Raw genomic sequence first — 17,869 nt, 5'->3', positions numbered from 1 at the left:
TTCAAATTTGCAGCTTACTTATTTATTATTGTAAAATTACTTAACCTTCACACATTCTAAATTAATAAAATAAGTATCTTTATATAATCCTCCACTAAAATCTACATAATATCTACATACTGTTATAGATTCATTATTTTCTTTATCTACTAATTTAGACAACTCGAATATATAAACTTCTTTATTTAATATTTCCTTTGGAAATTTTTTATATGGTGTTTCAATATGCTCATATGGAACTTTTGCTACATTTACATAAGACAGTATGTCTTCTTTCTTTTTCACTTTTCCGTGAACTATCTTTTCCGCTTGTTCTTTTGTTATTTTTGCCTTTTTATTCTCGTTTAATTTTTCATCTTCATTTTTAACCTCTTTTGTATGTGCATCCTTATCCTTGGGCTGTGATGTTTTCCTATTCCTATCTTCCTCTGTTTGTAAAACCTCTTTATCTTTAGATGATTCAACTCCTGTTATAGTAGGTTTCTCTATTTTTTCATCATTATTTTTTCTATTTTCAGCTATCATAGCTTTATTACTATTATATGAAGCAAAAATTATTCCAAAAACTGTTCCAAATAATAATAAAATTATTAATGAAACCATAATAGTTTTTTTACTTTTTCCATCTCTATTCATATTGTAAACTCAACCCCTTCCCTGGATAATTATACAATAAATATAATATGCTTACAACGATTATTGAGCATTAACTTCCTTTATAAACTCATTTTTTAATTTTAAAAATCTTTCTATATCGTTTAAAAATTCAAAAAGGGAAGCTCTGATTTCAAATTCTTCTCTTGTCACAGGAAGGGGCATTTTTCTAAAATTGTCTCTTAAATGATTTAAATCATTAAGTAAACTTTCTGCTGTATTTTTTTCATATACTAAATTAGCAACTTTCTCAGTAAATTGAGCCATCATCATTTTTTGCTCATAGGCAGAAAAACCACCTTTAAAATGTTCTCTCATTCCCTTTATTGCTTCTAACTGCTGTTTTCTCATTTCCATATATCTTACATAATAACTATCTTCTAAAAAAAAATTATTATTTAAACTTATATAAGCAAGCTTTCTAGCCCCACGTATTCTTCCTTCTAAAACTTCCAATAATTCATCTTCATCAAGAGATACATGTCCATTTCTAAAGGAATCTGCCATCTTAATTAAAATATCACTTATGTTTTGCTCAATAAAAGCTTGCTCCTCTTTTATTTTTTCTTCTATGTTCGGCATATAAAGATTTAAAATCACAGCTACACAAACTCCTATGAGCATAAGCCCTACTTCATTTTTCATCCAAAATAAACTTGTTGATTTTTCAACTAATATGTGTGATACCAATACAGAGCTTACTACAATTCCTTCTTCTAAATTGAGTCTTACAGACAAAGGTATAAAGATTAATAAAAAAACTCCAAAAATTGATTCCATAAATCCGAATGTTGTAAATAAAATAGCTGCAATACATAGTGCTAATATACTTGCCCCTATTCTTTTGAATGCAATTTTAATAGACTTTTTCCTAGTCTTTTGAACACTAAGTATTGTGATAATGCCAGCAACTGCTGAATATTCTAGCCCTAACTCCTTTGCTATAATTATAGCAAGTGTTGCTCCTATTGCTGTTTTTAATGTTCTAAATCCTATAAATTTCATAGTATCACCCCCTATTTATTATCATATGTAAATGTGTAGTTAGATTCTACTATATAATAATTTTGTGAGGTTTACAATATAAAAGTAATAGGGGACGGTTAACAACTATTTGCTAAAATAGCTAAGGGACAGTTAACAATTGTTTTTAATAAACCGCTTGTCCAAAAGCTTAAATGTTGTTAACTGTCCCCTATTTTTATTTTACTATTTTTATTCCGCCATTTTATATTTTTTAGATTTTAAATTTAGATATTACATGTAACAATCCTTCTACATTTTCTCTTGAAATTTCTGTTTGTTTTATTACATGACTTGACTTTTCATTCACCACCATAGTGCTTTCAGCAATATTTGTAGTATTATTAGCTCCTTCTGTAGTAGATGTTGTTATTTCTTCTACAGCCTTAGTTAAATTTTCAATAGCTATTTTAACTTGATTACACGTACTACTAAAATCCTCCATTGTCTTATTAAAACCTTCAGCATCCATTTTATATTCTTCACCTGTTTTAACCATGTTTAAATAATCTTTAGTAACCTTGGTATTTACGAAATCTAATATTTCCAATGCTCCACTTGATAAGTTTTCAACAGAGGCTAACACCAATTCTGCAACCTTCTTAATTTCACTTACTGTAACATTAGATTGCTCAGCTAAATTTCTTATTTCATCAGCAACAACTGTAAATCCTTTGCCTGCCTCACCAGCTCTTGCAGCTTCTATTGAAGCATTTAATGCTAAAAGATTTGTTTGATCAGAAATATTTAATATAGTTTCTGAAAATATATTTATTTTTTCTACTACTTTACAATCTTCCAAAGCTTTCTCTAATCTTTCCTTAGTACTTGCATATATATCATCTGCATCTTTTTTAGCATTTAAAGCCTTCTGTCTTAAGGCTAAAGCTCTATTACTAACTTCTATTGAGGAATTAACTCCTTCTTTGGCTTTGCCTGCAATTAATTCTACAGATTCATTAATTTCACAAACTGTTGCATTCATTTCTTCTGATGATGCTGCTGTCTCTTCCATTCCTGCTGATAATTGTTCAGTTGTAGCATGAACCTCTTCTATCTGATTGTTTAGTTGTCCCATGTTATCAGCTATACCTTCAACATTCTCAACGGTAATTTTTGTTCTATTATTAACATCTACCATAATATCTCTTAAATTTGATATAAACTCATTAAAGGCATCTGCCAATTCTTTAAACTCATCTTTAGAATTAATTTCTACTTTTTTAGTTAAATCGCCACCACTAGTTGCAAGTGTATTTAATTCATTCTTCAATAAATTGATAGGTTTTAAAATACTTGTTATTATAGCAAATGCTATAATAATTATAAAAATTAATGCTATTATGTTTACTCCTACAAATATCTTTTTTCCTATAGAAGCTGCAGCATCTCCCTTATCACTTAAATCCTTACTAAAATCTTCATTATATATAACTAATTTTTTAAGGTCATCACTAGCTTTATTATATAATTTCTCTCCTTCTCCCCCCATAATTTTCATAGCTTCTTCTGTTTTTAATGAACTACTTAATTCCATAACAGTTTTGTGTAAATTAAAGTAATTAATCAATGAATTTTGAACTTGGTCAATTAAATTTTTATCTTCTTCATCTAAGGAAACCTTCTTATACTCACTAATTCGGTCAAATATTTGACTTTTTAAATCTTCCATGACTTTTTCCTTATCATTCATTTTATCTTTAGACCTAGAGATAATGTGTTCATATTCCATTATTCTAAAATCACTAGCTAAAGTATCAAGTCTAGATGAATGTTCTATACCTGGAATTACTTCATAGGCTATATTAGTAGAATATTTATTTACTTGTCCTATCATAATACTTGCATATACTCCTACTCCTACTAATATAGTAATAAAAAATATTACTAATGCTATTAACTTATTTTTTACACTGGTCCTCATAAATTTCTCCTCCAATATCTATTACTTTATTTATTACTATTAAATTTTATTTGGAAATTAAATTCACAAATAAACTTCTTCTTCAAATAAATTTTCCATTACTGATACATTTTTTGATTAATTTTATCAATTTTCTTTAATATTCCACACGATATATACTATCATATATATTTTGTTTTATCAAAAAATAAAATCATAAACTTTTTATGAACTTTTTCCAAATTATAAGATTAATATTATATAAACAATTAACAACTTTTTTAACATAAAGCTTATCTACAAGCTAAAGACTTCTCAACCGTCCCTTGATTATCTTCATTTTATAATCTACTTATAATCTGCTAATTTAGGAACAAAAAAAGCAGGGACGGTTACCAACTGTTTTAACATAATGCTTATTTAAAAGCTTAATAGTTGTTAACTGTCCCCTATTTTTCTATTTTTTAATCTAAAACATAAATTCCCGATTGCAACCTAACAATTTCTTTTCCATCAATCTGAAAATACTCCCAGGTAGGTTCATGAAATTTAAGATATTCTCTTACCTCATTTGTATTTAAATCTACTATGCAAATTCTATAGTTTCCCATATCACATACATATAAATTATCATCATATACTATTGCAAACTCTGGATAGTTAAAAACTCCATCTACTATTTTACCAATTGATACTTCTTCCTGAAAAGTATTTAAGGAAAATTTCTTTATGGTACTTAAAGTAGGATATACACACCAAAGAAAGTCTTTCTCATATGCTAGACTATATATACTTTCATAGTTTCCCATAGATTCATTAATCCAAACTAAATTGCCATTTTCATCGAACTTATGAATATATGAGTTCATATACTCCGTAACAATAATTGAACTATCTTCAAGGCTTACACAGCTTGGTCCCACAGAGTCATCCTTAAAATATTCAAGTACCTTCTTATAATGTACGCCATATTTACCCTTAGAATAAGTGTCCTTATCTATCTCAGTAACATTATCATTATGAAATGAATATCTAAAATATCCTATTTCTTTTCCTCTGTCACCCATCTCATAATATAAAAAACTATTGTCTTGAGGAACTATTGACCACCCTTGTTCTGAAATTAATTTCATTGTAAACTCCTCCAAAAAATTATACGTTATAATCCGTAACCACTCTGCTCTGCACTATTTCTTTTATAAACTTTCCCACCTTAACATGCTCTGGATGACTTTGATATATATTTAGTTCTTCTTCATTTTCAAATTCAGAATAAAGTACTAAATCATAGGCAGCTGGGGTTTTATTAATATTTATCCCTACTTCAATAGCCTTAAGTTCAGGTATTATTCCACTTAATCCTTCTAAATCTCTCTTAGCCTTTTCACAATGTTGTAGTTTTTCCTCTTCACTAAAATCCCTTAACTTCCACATTACAATATGTTTTATCATACATATCCCCTCCATAATTATTATTTACTCTATAATTAAATAAATTATTCTCCAAAAACTTTGTAAACCAAGCTTTTAAATTCATTGTATTCATCATACTTTTGTAAACTGCTTAAGCTGTCTACCATACCTTTATAATACCATCCTTGCTCCTTTTTATCTTTTTCATTAAATTTTTCCCAAAGTTTATCTCCAAGTACTTTCTCATCCCTATACATTGACTTTATATTAGAAAGTTTATCTGCTAATGCTACTATTTTTATATCCTCATCCTTTTCTTCTCTTAAATGTTCAATAGTATGTTTTTTTCTTTCCTTCCATGACTTAGACTTATCTTCACTTTCCGCCTTAACAATATCTGCTACCCTTTCATTAAACATATCCTTAATGGTTTCATAACTTATATACACATCTTCAATAGTATCATGAAGTATAGCTGCACATATTAAGTCCTCATCATATTTCATAGAAGATACAGTAATAGCAACTTCCATGGGATGTAAAATATATGGTATATTTGTTCCCTTTCTTTTTCCTTTCTCATGCACTATATTAGCAAAAGCAATTGCTTTATTTATCATTTTTATGCTCCTTCCTTTTCACTGACTATAACTAAAATATTTCTATATATTTTTTATAATTCCTCTTACCTAAAAAGATTTTTAAAATTTATAGCAACTAAAAAAGCACATGATTTAACCTACAAAATTGTAGAAATTAAAATCATGTGCTCTAATTGAAATCCAAGAATCACTTAATTAAATAAGTATCCTATAATAGCTAATAACCACAAGTGTAATGGATAGAATACATAAAATAAATACTTAGAAAATTTATTATTTAATCCTCTTTCCCCATTATATAAAAACATAAATGGTATTACTAATATAAATAAAAAGTCTGAATTAAACATTAACATTCCTATAGTTTCATTTAAAGTTGGGTAAGGAGTATAGCTTATCCCAAACATAGCTATAGATAAAACTAAATAAGCTAAAATAGATTTTTTCATCTTTCCCCTAAATACATAAGTTATTACTATAAAAGGTATTACAGATAGTCCACCTTCTGTAAAAATTCCAAGAGGTATAAGCACCATTCCTAATAATATAAAAACAATCTTTTGTATCCCCTGTTTCTTCTTACTTAACTCAAACATATTTAATATAGTAAGCCCAAGGGCTAAAGTTAAGAATATGTTATTTCCAACCTGGATACCTTTTAAACCTAATAACTTATTTCCTAATTCCATAAAAATTGCCCATCCAATTAATCTAACATTATATTTAAATTTATTTTTAGTATGAAACAATCCTTCTACTACAAGAAAAGCAAAAATAGGTGATACAACTCTTGATAATGGATGGAACCATAGTGGAAATATCCTTGGAAATTAGGAATATAGGTGATCCATTAACATTAATATTAGTGCAAAAACTTTAATTTGAAATGCATTTAATTTCTTCATATGATCTTTCCTCTCTTTAATTAAACAAACCATTGTTAAATTTGAATAAATATTACCCTTAAAAATACTTAAATATTAAATAACCTTTTTCAATATAGCTTTTTTATATTTTAAACTTACCATAATATATCCTAAAGTTTGAATAACAAGAAAAACTAAGGAACACACTACTGCAACAGTGAAATATGAATTTATTTTACTACCAAAAGGCCATCCCCCAGCAAAAAGAAAAGCTATAGCCAATAAAAATGGAGTAAACATAAGAATAAAAATTTCTGTAGTTATAACCTTTGAAAGTTCCTTTTTAGAAAGTCCAATCTTTATAATACCTTTAAATTTCACACTTTCCTTTTCAATTTCTGTGAAAAGTTTAAAGTAAATCATACTGCATGCTGCTATTACAAAAATTATACTTATAAAAAATCCTACATAAAACATAAGATTTTTAGAGTTTTTTTCTGTTACGAAAAGTTCTTCAGCACTAAAAAATCCAAACTTATATTCATTATCACCTTTTATCTTTGACCTTAAGTTTTCCGTAACTTCTCCTTCTTCTTTCCAATTATCAATATTAAATCCATAAACTTTTATGGTATCAAAGCCTTTTACCATTTCATCATCTAGTACATTTATTTTACCAAAATAACCTTCTGGCGTTATGTTTTCCACATTCACTCCCACTACCTTTGGAGTAATTCCCTGTTCCTCTAAAACAGCTTTTACATCATCATTTATATCGCTACTTGCCATAGTTTTGGGTGAACCACTTACTATATAAATTTCATTATTCTTTAATGAAATTGGGTTGCCATGAACAGCTTTTACCACATCATTATATTCACTTTGGGACATTACAACCGCATTTCCATAAGTTTGTCCTTTATACCTTACTGTAAATGTGTACTCTTTGTAACCATCTTTATCCTTTATACTATTCCTAATTAAATTTATATGCTGTTTTTCATAATTATTATTGCTAAGTGAAGCATAAGTATAACTATAAGGATAGCTAGCTTTTGTTACTCTCTCTACATCTGTATTTGCAGCATAAAGCATAACAATTGCATAAAAAGCCCCTGTAAATAAAATTGTAACAAGATACATAGTCTTTACATTAGAACGAAGCTTCCCCTTAAGGTCAGCAATTATAATCATATTTGTTCTCTTAAAATATAATCTTTCCTTTTTTACAGCCTCTATTATTAAAATTGGTAACTGTGTGTATAAAATATATAGTACAACTAAAATAACTACAAACATTAACATAACACCTACACTAGAATCTACAAAATCTTTTATTAAAGCAATCTTATTATAAAAATTAAATATAAATCCTAATGCTATAATGATTAATAATCCAATTGTCATAAGTAAAAGTGAAAATACCATGTCTTTTTCATCTGTTTTATCCGACTTCAACATATTTATAACCTTATTTTTACGGATAAAAATAGGAGAAATAAGTGAAATAATAAAAAACAATATAAAAAACATTACAAAGGTTAAAAGTATAGCTTTAATTGGCATATACATTGCAAATCCTTCAAGCATCATTATTTTTTTGCCAATCATTAAAAATAAAGGTGAAAGTACAATTCCAAATATGATTGCTGTTATTATTGCTGCAATACCAATGATCATATTTTCCTTGAATATCATTCTATTTAATTGCTTTTTTGATGTTCCCATTATTATAAAAAGTCCTAAGGTTTTTTCACGAGATTTCATAAAAGCTCTTATTGAATAAGAAATAAACATAAATGAAAAAATATAAACCATAATACTTCCTGCCATCATTGCCATTGAAAGAGTAGAACCATTTTGTATAACACTTAAATCAGGGTGAAACATTGAAACTGAAAAACAAAAGAATATAAATATTGAAAATACACTACTTAAAAAATAAGCAAAATATGTCCATTTATCCCTTAATACATTGTTTAGTGCAAGTCTATTTAATGTCACTTCTGCCACCCCCTAGAAAGCTTAACATATCAATAATCTTTCCATAAAACTCACTTTGATTATCTCCTGAATGAATTTCATTATATAATTTTCCGTCCTTAATAAAAATTACTCTATTACAAAAGCTTGCAACATAAGCATCATGAGTAACCATTAAAATAGTAGTATTAAGTTTTTTATTAATTGAAACAAAAAGCTCCATTACATCCTTAACTGCCTTAGAATCAAGATTACCTGTTGGCTCATCTGCAAGTAACAAAGAAGGTTCATGGATTATACTTCTAGCAATTGCTACTCTTTGAGCCTGACCACCAGATATTTCAAAAGTACGTTTTTTTAATAATTCTTCAATACCCAACAAATTAGATGAGGTTTTTAATCTATCTTTCATAACCCTTTTGGAAACACTATCAAGGGTAAGAGGCAAAATAATATTTTCTTCTACTGTTAAAGTATTTACCAAATTAAAATCCTGAAAAACAAATCCTAACTCCTGTCTTCTAAACTTTGCAAGATTGTCATCATTTAACTCATGAGGTTTTTTATTGTTTATTATAATTTCCCCTCCTGTAGGAGAATCAATTGTAGATACACAATTTAAAAGAGTAGTCTTTCCGCTGCCAGATGGACCCATTATAGCAACAAATTCTCCCTTTTCTAATCCAAAACTTATACCATTTAATGCAGTATAGTTTATTTTTCCACTATAAATTTTCTCAAGATTTTTTACTTCTAATATACTCATATCAATTCTCCTTTGTTTCTTTTGATATGTTAATACTACCTTGAAATGCCAATTTCAACAATTCATTAACATTTCACTTTCATTACATTTTTGTAATGAAGTAATTTTTAAAATTCTTCCCTTTAAGAAAAAAACTTATCCCTTCGCATGACAGCTATTACATAAAAAGAAAAAAGCCTTAAAAATATCAAGGCTTAAAATATATATAAAATGCAGTTTCCTCCCCTGGTTCTGATTTAACATTAATTTTATGATCTAATATATCCAATATCTTTTTAACAATATATAATCCTACTCCAGTAGATTCACCAAAGATTCTTCCATTATCACCAGTAAAAAATAAATCAAAAATTCTATTTATATCACTTTTTTTAATGCCTATACCTTTATTTCTAATTTCAAGCACAACCATATCTTCTTCTACAAATCCATTAATATAAACAGTTTTATTTTTTTCGCTATATTTTATTGCATTATTTATAATTTGATAAATGGCATATTTTATCCATTTCTTATCTGTATTAATGCTTAAATCCTGTGGTATTGATAGCTTTGGAAATACTGATTGAGCAATAAAAAATTCCTTTAACTCGTTTATAACTTCTAAAACAACAGCCTTTAAATTTACCTTTTCTATTTTCATATCATTTGCAAAATCATCTATACGTAAAAATGTTAGTATTTGAGAAAGATTATAATCTATTCTTCTAGTTTCTAGTACCACCTTTTGAAAGTCATCATTATCATAATTATTTTGTGCAAGCAAATTTATAACTGACACAGGAGTTTTCATTTGATGAACCCAATTATTTAACATTACTTTATATTCCTTTTGAGAATTTTTCATAGAATTCATATCTTTATTATGAAGCTTCATATATTCCTGCATAGTTTTAAAAAAAGCTTCTTCTAAAGGAGAATGTGGATCTATAGTTAACATATCTTCTATACCCTCTGGTTTTTCTGAAAGCTTTTCATAAATTTGTTTGTTTAAAATATATTTGTATACCAAAAAACACATAAGAAAAAATAGGCTTAAAAAAACAAAATATGCCATATTTTCTTCAAAACCACCTAGTTTGTTATAAAAAAATACTAAAGCAGTAAAATTAATTATATATAAAATAATGATTCCTAAATTGTCTTTTAAAAATAGTTTCATCTTTTACACCTGTAATAAGCGATATCCCATTCCTCGTACCGCTTCAATTTCTACTTTAGCATCTATCTCAGCAAACTTTTTACGAAGTCTTGCTACATTTACATTCAATGTGTTTTCTTCTACAAAGCTTTCATCATCCCAAAGTTTAGAAAGCAAACTTTCACGGCTTAGAACTTTTGGTGAATGTTCTAGTAAAGTAGTAACTAAAACTGCTTCTTTTTTTGTAAGCATAACCTTTTTGTCTCCATTTTGAAGAATAAGACTATCAAAATAAAATATTATATCTCCCTTTTTTAAAACCCTATCATTTTCATTTTGAGCATAATCTCCATATACTCTTCTTAAGTTTGCATTTATCTTGGCAACTACAACCTCAAAAGAAAAAGGCTTAGTAACATAATCATCTGCCCCATTTTCCATGGCAAGTATTTGATCCATGTCCCCACTTCTTGCTGAAATAAATATAATAGGACATTTTGATATTTGTCTTAGCTTTCTACACCAATAAAATCCATCATACTTAGGTAAATTAACATCCATTAACACAATATGAGGGTCAAATTTTATAAATTCATCTAACACATTATCAAAATCATTACATACAAAACATTCAATACCATACTTCTCTATATGACTGGCTAGCAGCTCACATATAGAACTATCATCCTCAACAATCAATACCTTATACATAAATTCACTGTCCTTTCTGTATATGCTAATATTAATTATACAACATTTTTAGCTAAATATAGATTTCCCATTTTCATAGGTAATAAATAAGTTTCTTATTTTAATTATCGAATTATTCTTAGCTTTAACTGAAGTTTTTTTATCTTTTATGACAGAAATTTAATAAACCTTCGTACTTATTTAGTGAAGAGCTCTTCAGGAGGTATGGGAAATGAAAGTAACGGAAAATAATTTTATTCATGAACTAAAGTGTAAAAATGAGAAAGCATTAGACTATATATATTCTAAATATGTAAATTTAGTTTATAAAGTTGTGTTAAATGTTTTAAATGATGTTGCTACTAAGGAAGACATTGAAGAATGTGTAAGTGATGTTTTCATAGCAGTTTGGAAAAACATATCAAAATATAATGCTGATGTTACCCCTTTTAATAAATGGCTTATAGCAGTATCTAAATATAAAGCCATTGACTATTTAAGAAAATTTAATAAATGGGAACAAACTATAGAATTAGAAGAAAGCATAAGTACATCGAAGGATAATATAGAAGATAAAATAATTCAACAAGGTGAAATGACTACAATATATAGAACAATAATGGATATGAACAAAATAGACCGAAATATATTTATTAAGCGTTATTTTTTAAATGAAAATATAGTAGATATTGCAAGACATCTTAATATGTCTAGAAATTCTATTGATAGCAGATTATCTAGAGGTAGAAAAACTTTAAAAAGTAAGTGCCAGAAGATTATGGGGAGGTAATTAAATGAATAAAATAAATAATCATGATGATGACATCATTTATGATATATTAAATTATGTTGATGTAGAAGAAAATTATAATGAAGATTTTCAATTAGACCAAATTACTTCTAAAAGAATTAAAAAAAATATTGATAAAAAATTAAAGGGAACTAAAAAAAGAAAAAAATATGCTGCAGCAGCAGTATTATTAATAAGCTTAGGAGCTTTCGCCTTTAGCAATCCAACCTTTGCCGCTAATATACAAGATTCCATAATTCAAACTATGCAGGTTCTTAGAGGTGATTATGCAGACTATAAAAAATATAGTAAAAATGTTAACTTATCCTCTTATGATAAAGGTATCCAGTTTAAAATTAATGAAATAGTAAGTGATGGTAATAAAATAATAATTTCATATTCTATAATTAGTGATAAAAAAATCAGTGAAGTGATTAAAAATCCACATATAACTACTATGGAATTTAAAATAAATGGGAAAATGCTTGGCTTTGCCGGTGGTGGAAATGGTGCATTAGTTAATGATAACAGATATGATGGAATTTTAGACATAGATACTATGAGAGAACATATTCCAAGCACATTCTATTTATCTGCTAAAGTTGTATCAATAGACAAGTTAGAAGGAACTTGGAATTTCAATATTAAAGTTAATAAAAATGATATCCAAGAAGAAACTAAGGATTATAAAATAAATAAAACTATAAGCATTGGGGAAGATAATGTCCTTATTAAAAAAATAAGTATCTCTCCTATATCTACATCCATAGAAATCAATGGTTCTGTAGGAAAATACCATTACTTTTTATTAGATGATAAGGGAAATGAAATACTAGCTAGTGGAGCTTCTTCAAATGGGTATGAAGGAGAAATGCATTATAATAGTTTAATAAATAAAGATACAAAATATCTAACATTTATACCATTTGACTACAATGATAACTATACACCTAACCCAAAAACATATGACATAGATAAATTACCACTAGAATTACCAATTGGAAACATTGGAAAACTTATAGTTAAAAATGTTAGCTGGGATAATGATACCCTTAAAATTTCATATACAGCAGAAGGAAAATTTCCTATAACTCAATCTAGATCTTTGTGTTTACTTGATGAAAAGGGAAAATTTGTTGAATGTGAAAATGATTTAGGTTATCAAAAAGATCCTTCTAATCAACATGAATTTGAAAAATGTTTCAAAGGAGTATCTAAAAACAAAAAATATAAAATAGGTGTTCTAAGATTTGAAGAATTCTATAAATTAAATGAAAAAGATAAATTTAATATTGATTTAAAATAAAATTCAAGGGGCTGTCGCATTAGAGAATTTGCGCACAATAATTGTAGAATTTATTTTTAGTGCGACAGCCCCTTTGTATTTCAATATTTACAGTTGTTCTTTTAGAGATATTCTAGTATTGCCATCCCTTCCTACTAAACTTTCAGCAGTTACCATGGAATTTAAAATTGCTTCTTCTACAGATTCCGCCGCCGCCCTAAATACCATATCAATAAAGTTTTCATTTATTACTTTTATATTTATTGTAGGCTTGTCTTCATAATGATTAATTTTATTTGCAGTGCTTGTAGCTATAATTATATCTCCACTTCCATTGCCCATAAATGACCCTAATCTTATTATGCCTACAGATGCCCTTTTAGCAACTCTTTTTAATTGTCTATCTGACATTGGTGCATCTGTTACTAATACAACTATTATTGAACCTTTTTCTAATTCTAACTTTGCAGGTATAGTAATTTTCTCGTTGGATTCTTTTGTTAAGGCAAAATCATCTTTTAACCCAAAATTTGAAAGAACTAATGCCCCTATTGTATATTCCTCTTCTCCAATATTAAAAACTCTCGAAGAAGATCCAATACCTCCTTTGTATCCAAAGCAGCTCATGCCTGTTCCTGCTCCAACGGCTCCTTCTTCAAAGATTTCTGAGGCCTCATTTAAACTTTTGAAAACCTCTTTTTTTCCTACATGCCTCCCTCTTATGTCATTTAAAAACCCATCATTACATTCACAAACTACAGGATTTATTGTTCCAGTGGTTAATCCTATATCTTCATTTATAGAAAGCATATATTCAACTAGTGCATCAGCCACCTTACCTACATTTAAAGTATTTGTTAATACTATAGGTGTTTCAATTGTCCCCAATTCCTCCATTTGTACTGTTCCTATAGTTTTTCCAAAACCATTCATTACATTAACTGCAACATAAAGCTTTTCTTTAAATATGTTTCCTTCATGTAGTATTATAGAAGTTACTCCAGTATTAACATTTCCATCTTTCAATGTAGCATGTCCAACTTTAACTCCTCTAACATCTGTTATTAAATTATTTTTACCAGTTTTTAATTTACCTATGTTTATTCCATAATCTCTTATTCTTTTCATGCAATCACCCCAATTTTTTATTTGATAGTTTTCTTATATCATTCCTGTAAATTTAAAATTCAAGCAAGATTTATTTCCTTATTGTTTATTTTATCATTTTCATAATCTTTATTTATAATATATTTCATAATTTTTTCTCAGTATTGCATCAACACATTTGTTAACACTTTTATACAAATCTATTTTTATAACAATAAAAAGGCTCAGTCAGTTAAACTTCCAGTGTAATCATATAACATTTATGCTATACTTTACCTACGAGGAGTATTGTGCTGTTTATATGAATTTTGCTAAAAATAAGAATTTTTGAGGTGATAATATGTCAGAGGAAATTCATGTGATTGGTGATAATGAGATAGAAGAAATGTTAGATATATTGACAAAGAATTACGGAATGAGTACTAAATGCCTATCACACTTACTAGGAGTAAAAAGTGATGTAGTCAAAAACTATAAGGAACACAAAGCTGAAGCGCCATCAGAATTTGAAAAATGCCGTTCCTTTATGAATTTATTACTAATGCTAAATATTATTCCAGATGAAGAACCAGATTTTAAATTCAAGGCATTTTTAGAAGTGCTAATTGATATACATAAAATTAGTGTTGACACTATTGCCAAATTTGCAAAAATCCAAAAGCAGGATGTTTTAGATTTCATGAATGATAGTAGTAAAGTCCCAATCGAAACAAAGTACAAGCTTGCATCCGTGATCATGACATTAAGATTTATATTTAAAGCTGTTGAGCCTAAATTATAATAAAAAATATTATTTTGTAGTAAATTCCTGAGTTGTGTTAATTTACCAAAACAAACAAGGGGACGGTTAACAACTTTTTCCTAAATCACTTAACAAATTGTTAACTGTCCCCCTCTACCTCTACCCTACTCTATTTTCTATGTTCATTTTCTTTCTTTAATAAAGAAAGCTATAGCAATTAATGCAGCAATAAATAAAACAGCTATAACTGCAGTTGCCCCTATTATTGCAATTATTGATAATGCCTTTTTAGATATAGGACTATATGTTTTCTTTTGGACTTCACATTTAGTTTCTGTTTTGTTTTCTATTGATTCACTATTAGGTTCTTTTCCTATTAAAATATAATCTGTACTTACATTGTAAATACCACTTAATTTTATAACATTATTTATATCAGGATTAGATTGTCCACTTTCCCATTTTGAAATTGCCTGCCTGGATACTCCAAGCGTATCCGCCAATTGTTCTTGTGAATAATTAGCAAGTTTTCTAAGCTGCTGTAATCTTTCGGATATCTCCACTTTCCTACCTCCTTTTTAAATAAATGTCATATATAAGCGTAGTTGCAACCTGTCAACAAGCAATTAAATACTGTCAAGTACTAGTTGCAAATCAATATTTCTTAAGCTACATCTAAATTTATAATAAAAGAGTATACTAAAAAATTATAACATACCATGTAAAATCATCCAATGAGATAAAATTAATTATTTTTAAAAAGAATCATATATTATATATTGTAAAATATTGTATAATATATACTGATAACACTTAAAATATATTAAATTACTTTAATTTAGAATCAATACCATCAATAATGTATTACAATGAAGTAAGAGAAAAAAATTGATTATAAAATAATTAACCAATGAAAAAATAATAAAGAAATATAAAATTTTTAAAAGGAGAATAGATTATGAGAAAAGTGGAAAATTTCTTTTTTACACTAAATATTCTTTGTCTTATAGGTTTTTTTTTAATAGTAATTCATAGTATTTATATTGGCAATTTTTTTAACGTAGTTATCATAGGTATTCCTTTGTGTCTAATAGGAAGTGTCTTTTTATCTATTTCAAAAAATGAGAAATATGGCTGGATAGGTTGGATTTTCATATTACTCATTATTTGTTCAATGACACCTTTAGCAAATTCTTGAAAATTATTTTTTCGTTTTATCTCTATCATACTTTAATGATAAATTTTTCAATGGCTTAATTACAAAAAGATTTCACTTAAACTTATAAGCGGCTTTGATCCTTACTTCAAAACCGCCTTATAATCCTTTTTCTGTAATTTTTTTAGTTTAATGAAATCTTCTGCTAAAGTTAAAGCTCACTTGATGGCAGTACATTATATATAAAACTTGGCATATCACCATAAATAGCTCTTGCAAATTCTTTAGTCATGTTAATTTTCCATCTCTCATCACTTTTTTCAAGTGAAAGTGTCACATCATACTTTTTCATTTTATCCGTGCTTCTTATTAAACTTGTAAACAAATTATCTTCATTTTTAGAGTTTTCTTTAAGAGCCTCTTCCTCAATACGCTTATCTATATCTGATAAATCAAGATTAGTAATCTGTACTTTTACTGTTGCAGTATTCTCCTTTTCTTCACTATGAAGGATTTTATAAGAAAGTTTTGATACAATAATTTCCATGTAATCTTTGCTTTCACCATGAATATTATCACCAAACAATACATTATTCTTAAACATGATTCCATTTTTTACAGTATCTTTATATTTAATATATTCATTAAATTCTCTTGTATTCAACGAAGTTAAAGCATCAAAAGCGGCTTCTACAGTACCTTTTGGTGATGTATTTTTTGTTGAGTGGACAATAGATGTATCCTGTGTTATTTCTTTTTTATTGTTAACTTGTTTTTGTCCGCTACAGGCTACAAAAAAAGTAGCAATAACTATCATAAGTAATATCAATAAACTTTTTATTTGTTTTACCATTTATATCATTCCTTTCTATTACATTACCCTGCATCTAATAAAAAAAGCTATAGAAGTTAATGCAACAATAAATAAAATAGTAATAATTGCAGTTGACCCTATTATTGCAATTACTGATAATGCTTTTTTAGAGATATGATTATATGCTTTTTTTTCAATGTTGCATTTGACTTCATTTAAGTCACTGTTAGACTCTTTTCCCATCAAAATATAGTCAGCACTAACATTGTAAATATCACTTAGTTTTATAATATTGTTTATATCAGGATTAGCCTGTGCGCTTTCCCATTTTGAAATTGCCTGTCTGGATACGCCAAGCATATCCGCCAATTGTTCTTGTGAATAATTAGCAAGTTTTCTAAGCTGCTGTAATCTTTCGGATATTTCCATTCCTCCACCTCCCTTTCTGTAAGTTAATGTACCATATAAGCATGGTTGCACACTACCAACAACTGCTTGAATACTGTAAACTACTGGTTGCAAACTAATATTTCTTAATTGCATGTAGTTCATTAAAGAAAAATTCTAAAATTATGGAACATAATCCAATACAATCCATTAATTTACTTGACAAAGGAAAATTAGAGTGTTAAATTGGTAATAAAGTTATATAAAGTATCCTTCAGGGTTGGGTGAAATTCCCTATCGGCGGTATAGCCCGCAAGCCATTAGGCAGATTCGGTTAAATTCCGAAGCCGACAGTATAGTCTGGATGAAAGAAGGTGAATACACTTATACGTATTTTTTGTTATGTATATTTATTGTATTTTCAAATCCCCTTAAGGTTGCTTAAGGGGATTTTTTATGTGCAATTTAAAGAAAAATGCTTAAAATAAAACCACTGGTTAAATAAACGAATGGATCCATATAAGTATAAAAAACTGAGATACTTTAT

The 17,869-nt window shown here is 27.7% G+C and carries 19 protein-coding genes and 1 riboswitch; of the genes, 3 read left to right on the top strand and 16 right to left on the bottom strand.

Annotated features, from left to right (window positions below):
* Positions 1 to 36: 36 nt before the first annotated feature.
* The 11 genes from T514_RS0100385 to T514_RS0100335 all read right to left on the bottom strand — a co-directional run bounded on the left by T514_RS0100385 (position 37) and on the right by T514_RS0100335 (position 11,062).
* Positions 37 to 636 (bottom strand): hypothetical protein, encoded by a 600-nt coding sequence (locus T514_RS0100385; protein ID WP_027622958.1) that lies wholly within the window; start codon positions 634 to 636, stop codon positions 37 to 39.
* Positions 637 to 696: 60 nt separating this feature from the next.
* Positions 697 to 1,659 (bottom strand): aromatic acid exporter family protein, encoded by a 963-nt coding sequence (locus T514_RS0100380; protein WP_027622957.1) that lies wholly within the window; start codon positions 1,657 to 1,659, stop codon positions 697 to 699.
* A 232-nt stretch (positions 1,660 to 1,891) separates the two neighbouring features.
* Positions 1,892 to 3,601 carry a methyl-accepting chemotaxis protein gene (locus tag T514_RS0100375; protein WP_027622956.1) on the bottom strand — a complete coding sequence of 570 codons (1,710 nt, stop codon included), beginning with the start codon at positions 3,599 to 3,601 and terminating at the stop codon, positions 1,892 to 1,894.
* Between the two features lie 443 nt (positions 3,602 to 4,044).
* Entirely contained in the window at positions 4,045 to 4,713 is a 669-nt protein-coding gene (locus T514_RS27125) for an NHL repeat-containing protein (RefSeq protein WP_207640903.1), read from the bottom strand.
* 19 nt (positions 4,714 to 4,732) lie between these two features.
* The gene (locus T514_RS0100365) at positions 4,733 to 5,032 is read right to left on the bottom strand and encodes a Dabb family protein (RefSeq protein WP_027622955.1); all 300 of its coding nucleotides are present in this window, start codon (positions 5,030 to 5,032) and stop codon (positions 4,733 to 4,735) included.
* A 44-nt stretch (positions 5,033 to 5,076) separates the two neighbouring features.
* On the bottom strand, positions 5,077 to 5,613 hold the full coding sequence (locus T514_RS0100360) for an HD domain-containing protein (RefSeq protein WP_027622954.1): 537 nt from the start codon (positions 5,611 to 5,613) through the stop codon (positions 5,077 to 5,079).
* A 173-nt stretch (positions 5,614 to 5,786) separates the two neighbouring features.
* Positions 5,787 to 6,416, bottom strand: coding sequence for a TraX family protein (locus T514_RS23540; protein ID WP_278246508.1), 630 nt, complete (start codon positions 6,414 to 6,416; stop codon positions 5,787 to 5,789).
* 159 nt (positions 6,417 to 6,575) lie between these two features.
* Positions 6,576 to 8,465: an ABC transporter permease gene (locus T514_RS0100350; protein ID WP_027622953.1), complete on the bottom strand. Its 1,890-nt coding sequence runs from the start codon at positions 8,463 to 8,465 to the stop codon at positions 6,576 to 6,578.
* Complete coding sequence (locus T514_RS0100345) at positions 8,452 to 9,210, bottom strand: ABC transporter ATP-binding protein (RefSeq protein WP_027622952.1); 759 nt, start codon at positions 9,208 to 9,210, stop codon at positions 8,452 to 8,454. The genes T514_RS0100350 and T514_RS0100345 overlap by 14 nt, the downstream gene beginning before the upstream one ends.
* Before the next feature lie 187 nt (positions 9,211 to 9,397).
* Positions 9,398 to 10,372 carry a sensor histidine kinase gene (locus T514_RS23535; RefSeq protein ID WP_034867793.1) on the bottom strand — a complete coding sequence of 325 codons (975 nt, stop codon included), beginning with the start codon at positions 10,370 to 10,372 and terminating at the stop codon, positions 9,398 to 9,400.
* A 3-nt stretch (positions 10,373 to 10,375) separates the two neighbouring features.
* The gene (locus T514_RS0100335; RefSeq protein ID WP_027622951.1) at positions 10,376 to 11,062 is read right to left on the bottom strand and encodes a response regulator transcription factor; all 687 of its coding nucleotides are present in this window, start codon (positions 11,060 to 11,062) and stop codon (positions 10,376 to 10,378) included.
* A gap of 211 nt (positions 11,063 to 11,273) precedes the next feature.
* On the opposite strand from T514_RS0100335, the gene T514_RS0100330 reads away from it, so the two are divergent.
* Both T514_RS0100330 and T514_RS0100325 read left to right on the top strand, forming a co-directional pair.
* Positions 11,274 to 11,831, top strand: coding sequence for a sigma-70 family RNA polymerase sigma factor (locus tag T514_RS0100330; RefSeq protein WP_027622950.1), 558 nt, complete (start codon positions 11,274 to 11,276; stop codon positions 11,829 to 11,831).
* A gap of 4 nt (positions 11,832 to 11,835) precedes the next feature.
* Positions 11,836 to 13,137 carry a DUF4179 domain-containing protein gene (locus tag T514_RS0100325; RefSeq protein WP_027622949.1) on the top strand — a complete coding sequence of 434 codons (1,302 nt, stop codon included), beginning with the start codon at positions 11,836 to 11,838 and terminating at the stop codon, positions 13,135 to 13,137.
* An 87-nt stretch (positions 13,138 to 13,224) separates the two neighbouring features.
* Here the strand turns inward: T514_RS0100325 and T514_RS0100320 are convergent, their stop codons facing one another.
* Positions 13,225 to 14,244 carry a DmpA family aminopeptidase gene (locus T514_RS0100320; protein WP_027622948.1) on the bottom strand — a complete coding sequence of 340 codons (1,020 nt, stop codon included), beginning with the start codon at positions 14,242 to 14,244 and terminating at the stop codon, positions 13,225 to 13,227.
* Between the two features lie 319 nt (positions 14,245 to 14,563).
* On the opposite strand from T514_RS0100320, the gene T514_RS25470 reads away from it, so the two are divergent.
* Positions 14,564 to 15,004, top strand: coding sequence for an HTH domain-containing protein (locus tag T514_RS25470; RefSeq protein WP_051541658.1), 441 nt, complete (start codon positions 14,564 to 14,566; stop codon positions 15,002 to 15,004).
* A 143-nt stretch (positions 15,005 to 15,147) separates the two neighbouring features.
* Here T514_RS25470 and T514_RS0100310 read toward each other — a convergent pair whose 3' ends face one another.
* The 4 genes from T514_RS0100310 to T514_RS0100295 form a co-directional block, all read right to left on the bottom strand.
* Positions 15,148 to 15,528, bottom strand: coding sequence for a helix-turn-helix domain-containing protein (locus T514_RS0100310; protein ID WP_027622947.1), 381 nt, complete (start codon positions 15,526 to 15,528; stop codon positions 15,148 to 15,150).
* 475 nt (positions 15,529 to 16,003) lie between these two features.
* Positions 16,004 to 16,192, bottom strand: a complete 189-nt coding sequence (locus T514_RS26865) for a hypothetical protein (protein WP_169735786.1) — start codon at positions 16,190 to 16,192, stop codon at positions 16,004 to 16,006.
* Between the two features lie 140 nt (positions 16,193 to 16,332).
* Positions 16,333 to 16,974 (bottom strand): hypothetical protein, encoded by a 642-nt coding sequence (locus tag T514_RS0100300; RefSeq protein ID WP_027622945.1) that lies wholly within the window; start codon positions 16,972 to 16,974, stop codon positions 16,333 to 16,335.
* A gap of 18 nt (positions 16,975 to 16,992) precedes the next feature.
* On the bottom strand, positions 16,993 to 17,487 hold the full coding sequence (locus tag T514_RS0100295; RefSeq protein WP_242850536.1) for a helix-turn-helix domain-containing protein: 495 nt from the start codon (positions 17,485 to 17,487) through the stop codon (positions 16,993 to 16,995).
* Positions 17,488 to 17,588: 101 nt separating this feature from the next.
* Positions 17,589 to 17,702, top strand: a riboswitch (FMN riboswitch).
* Positions 17,703 to 17,869 lie beyond the last annotated feature (167 nt).

This window comes from Clostridium lundense DSM 17049 (assembly GCF_000619945.1).
Lineage (GTDB): Bacteria > Bacillota > Clostridia > Clostridiales > Clostridiaceae > Clostridium_AO > Clostridium_AO lundense.
Note: the sequence above shows the minus strand (reverse complement) of the source record. Positions and strands in the feature narration are given on the sequence as shown.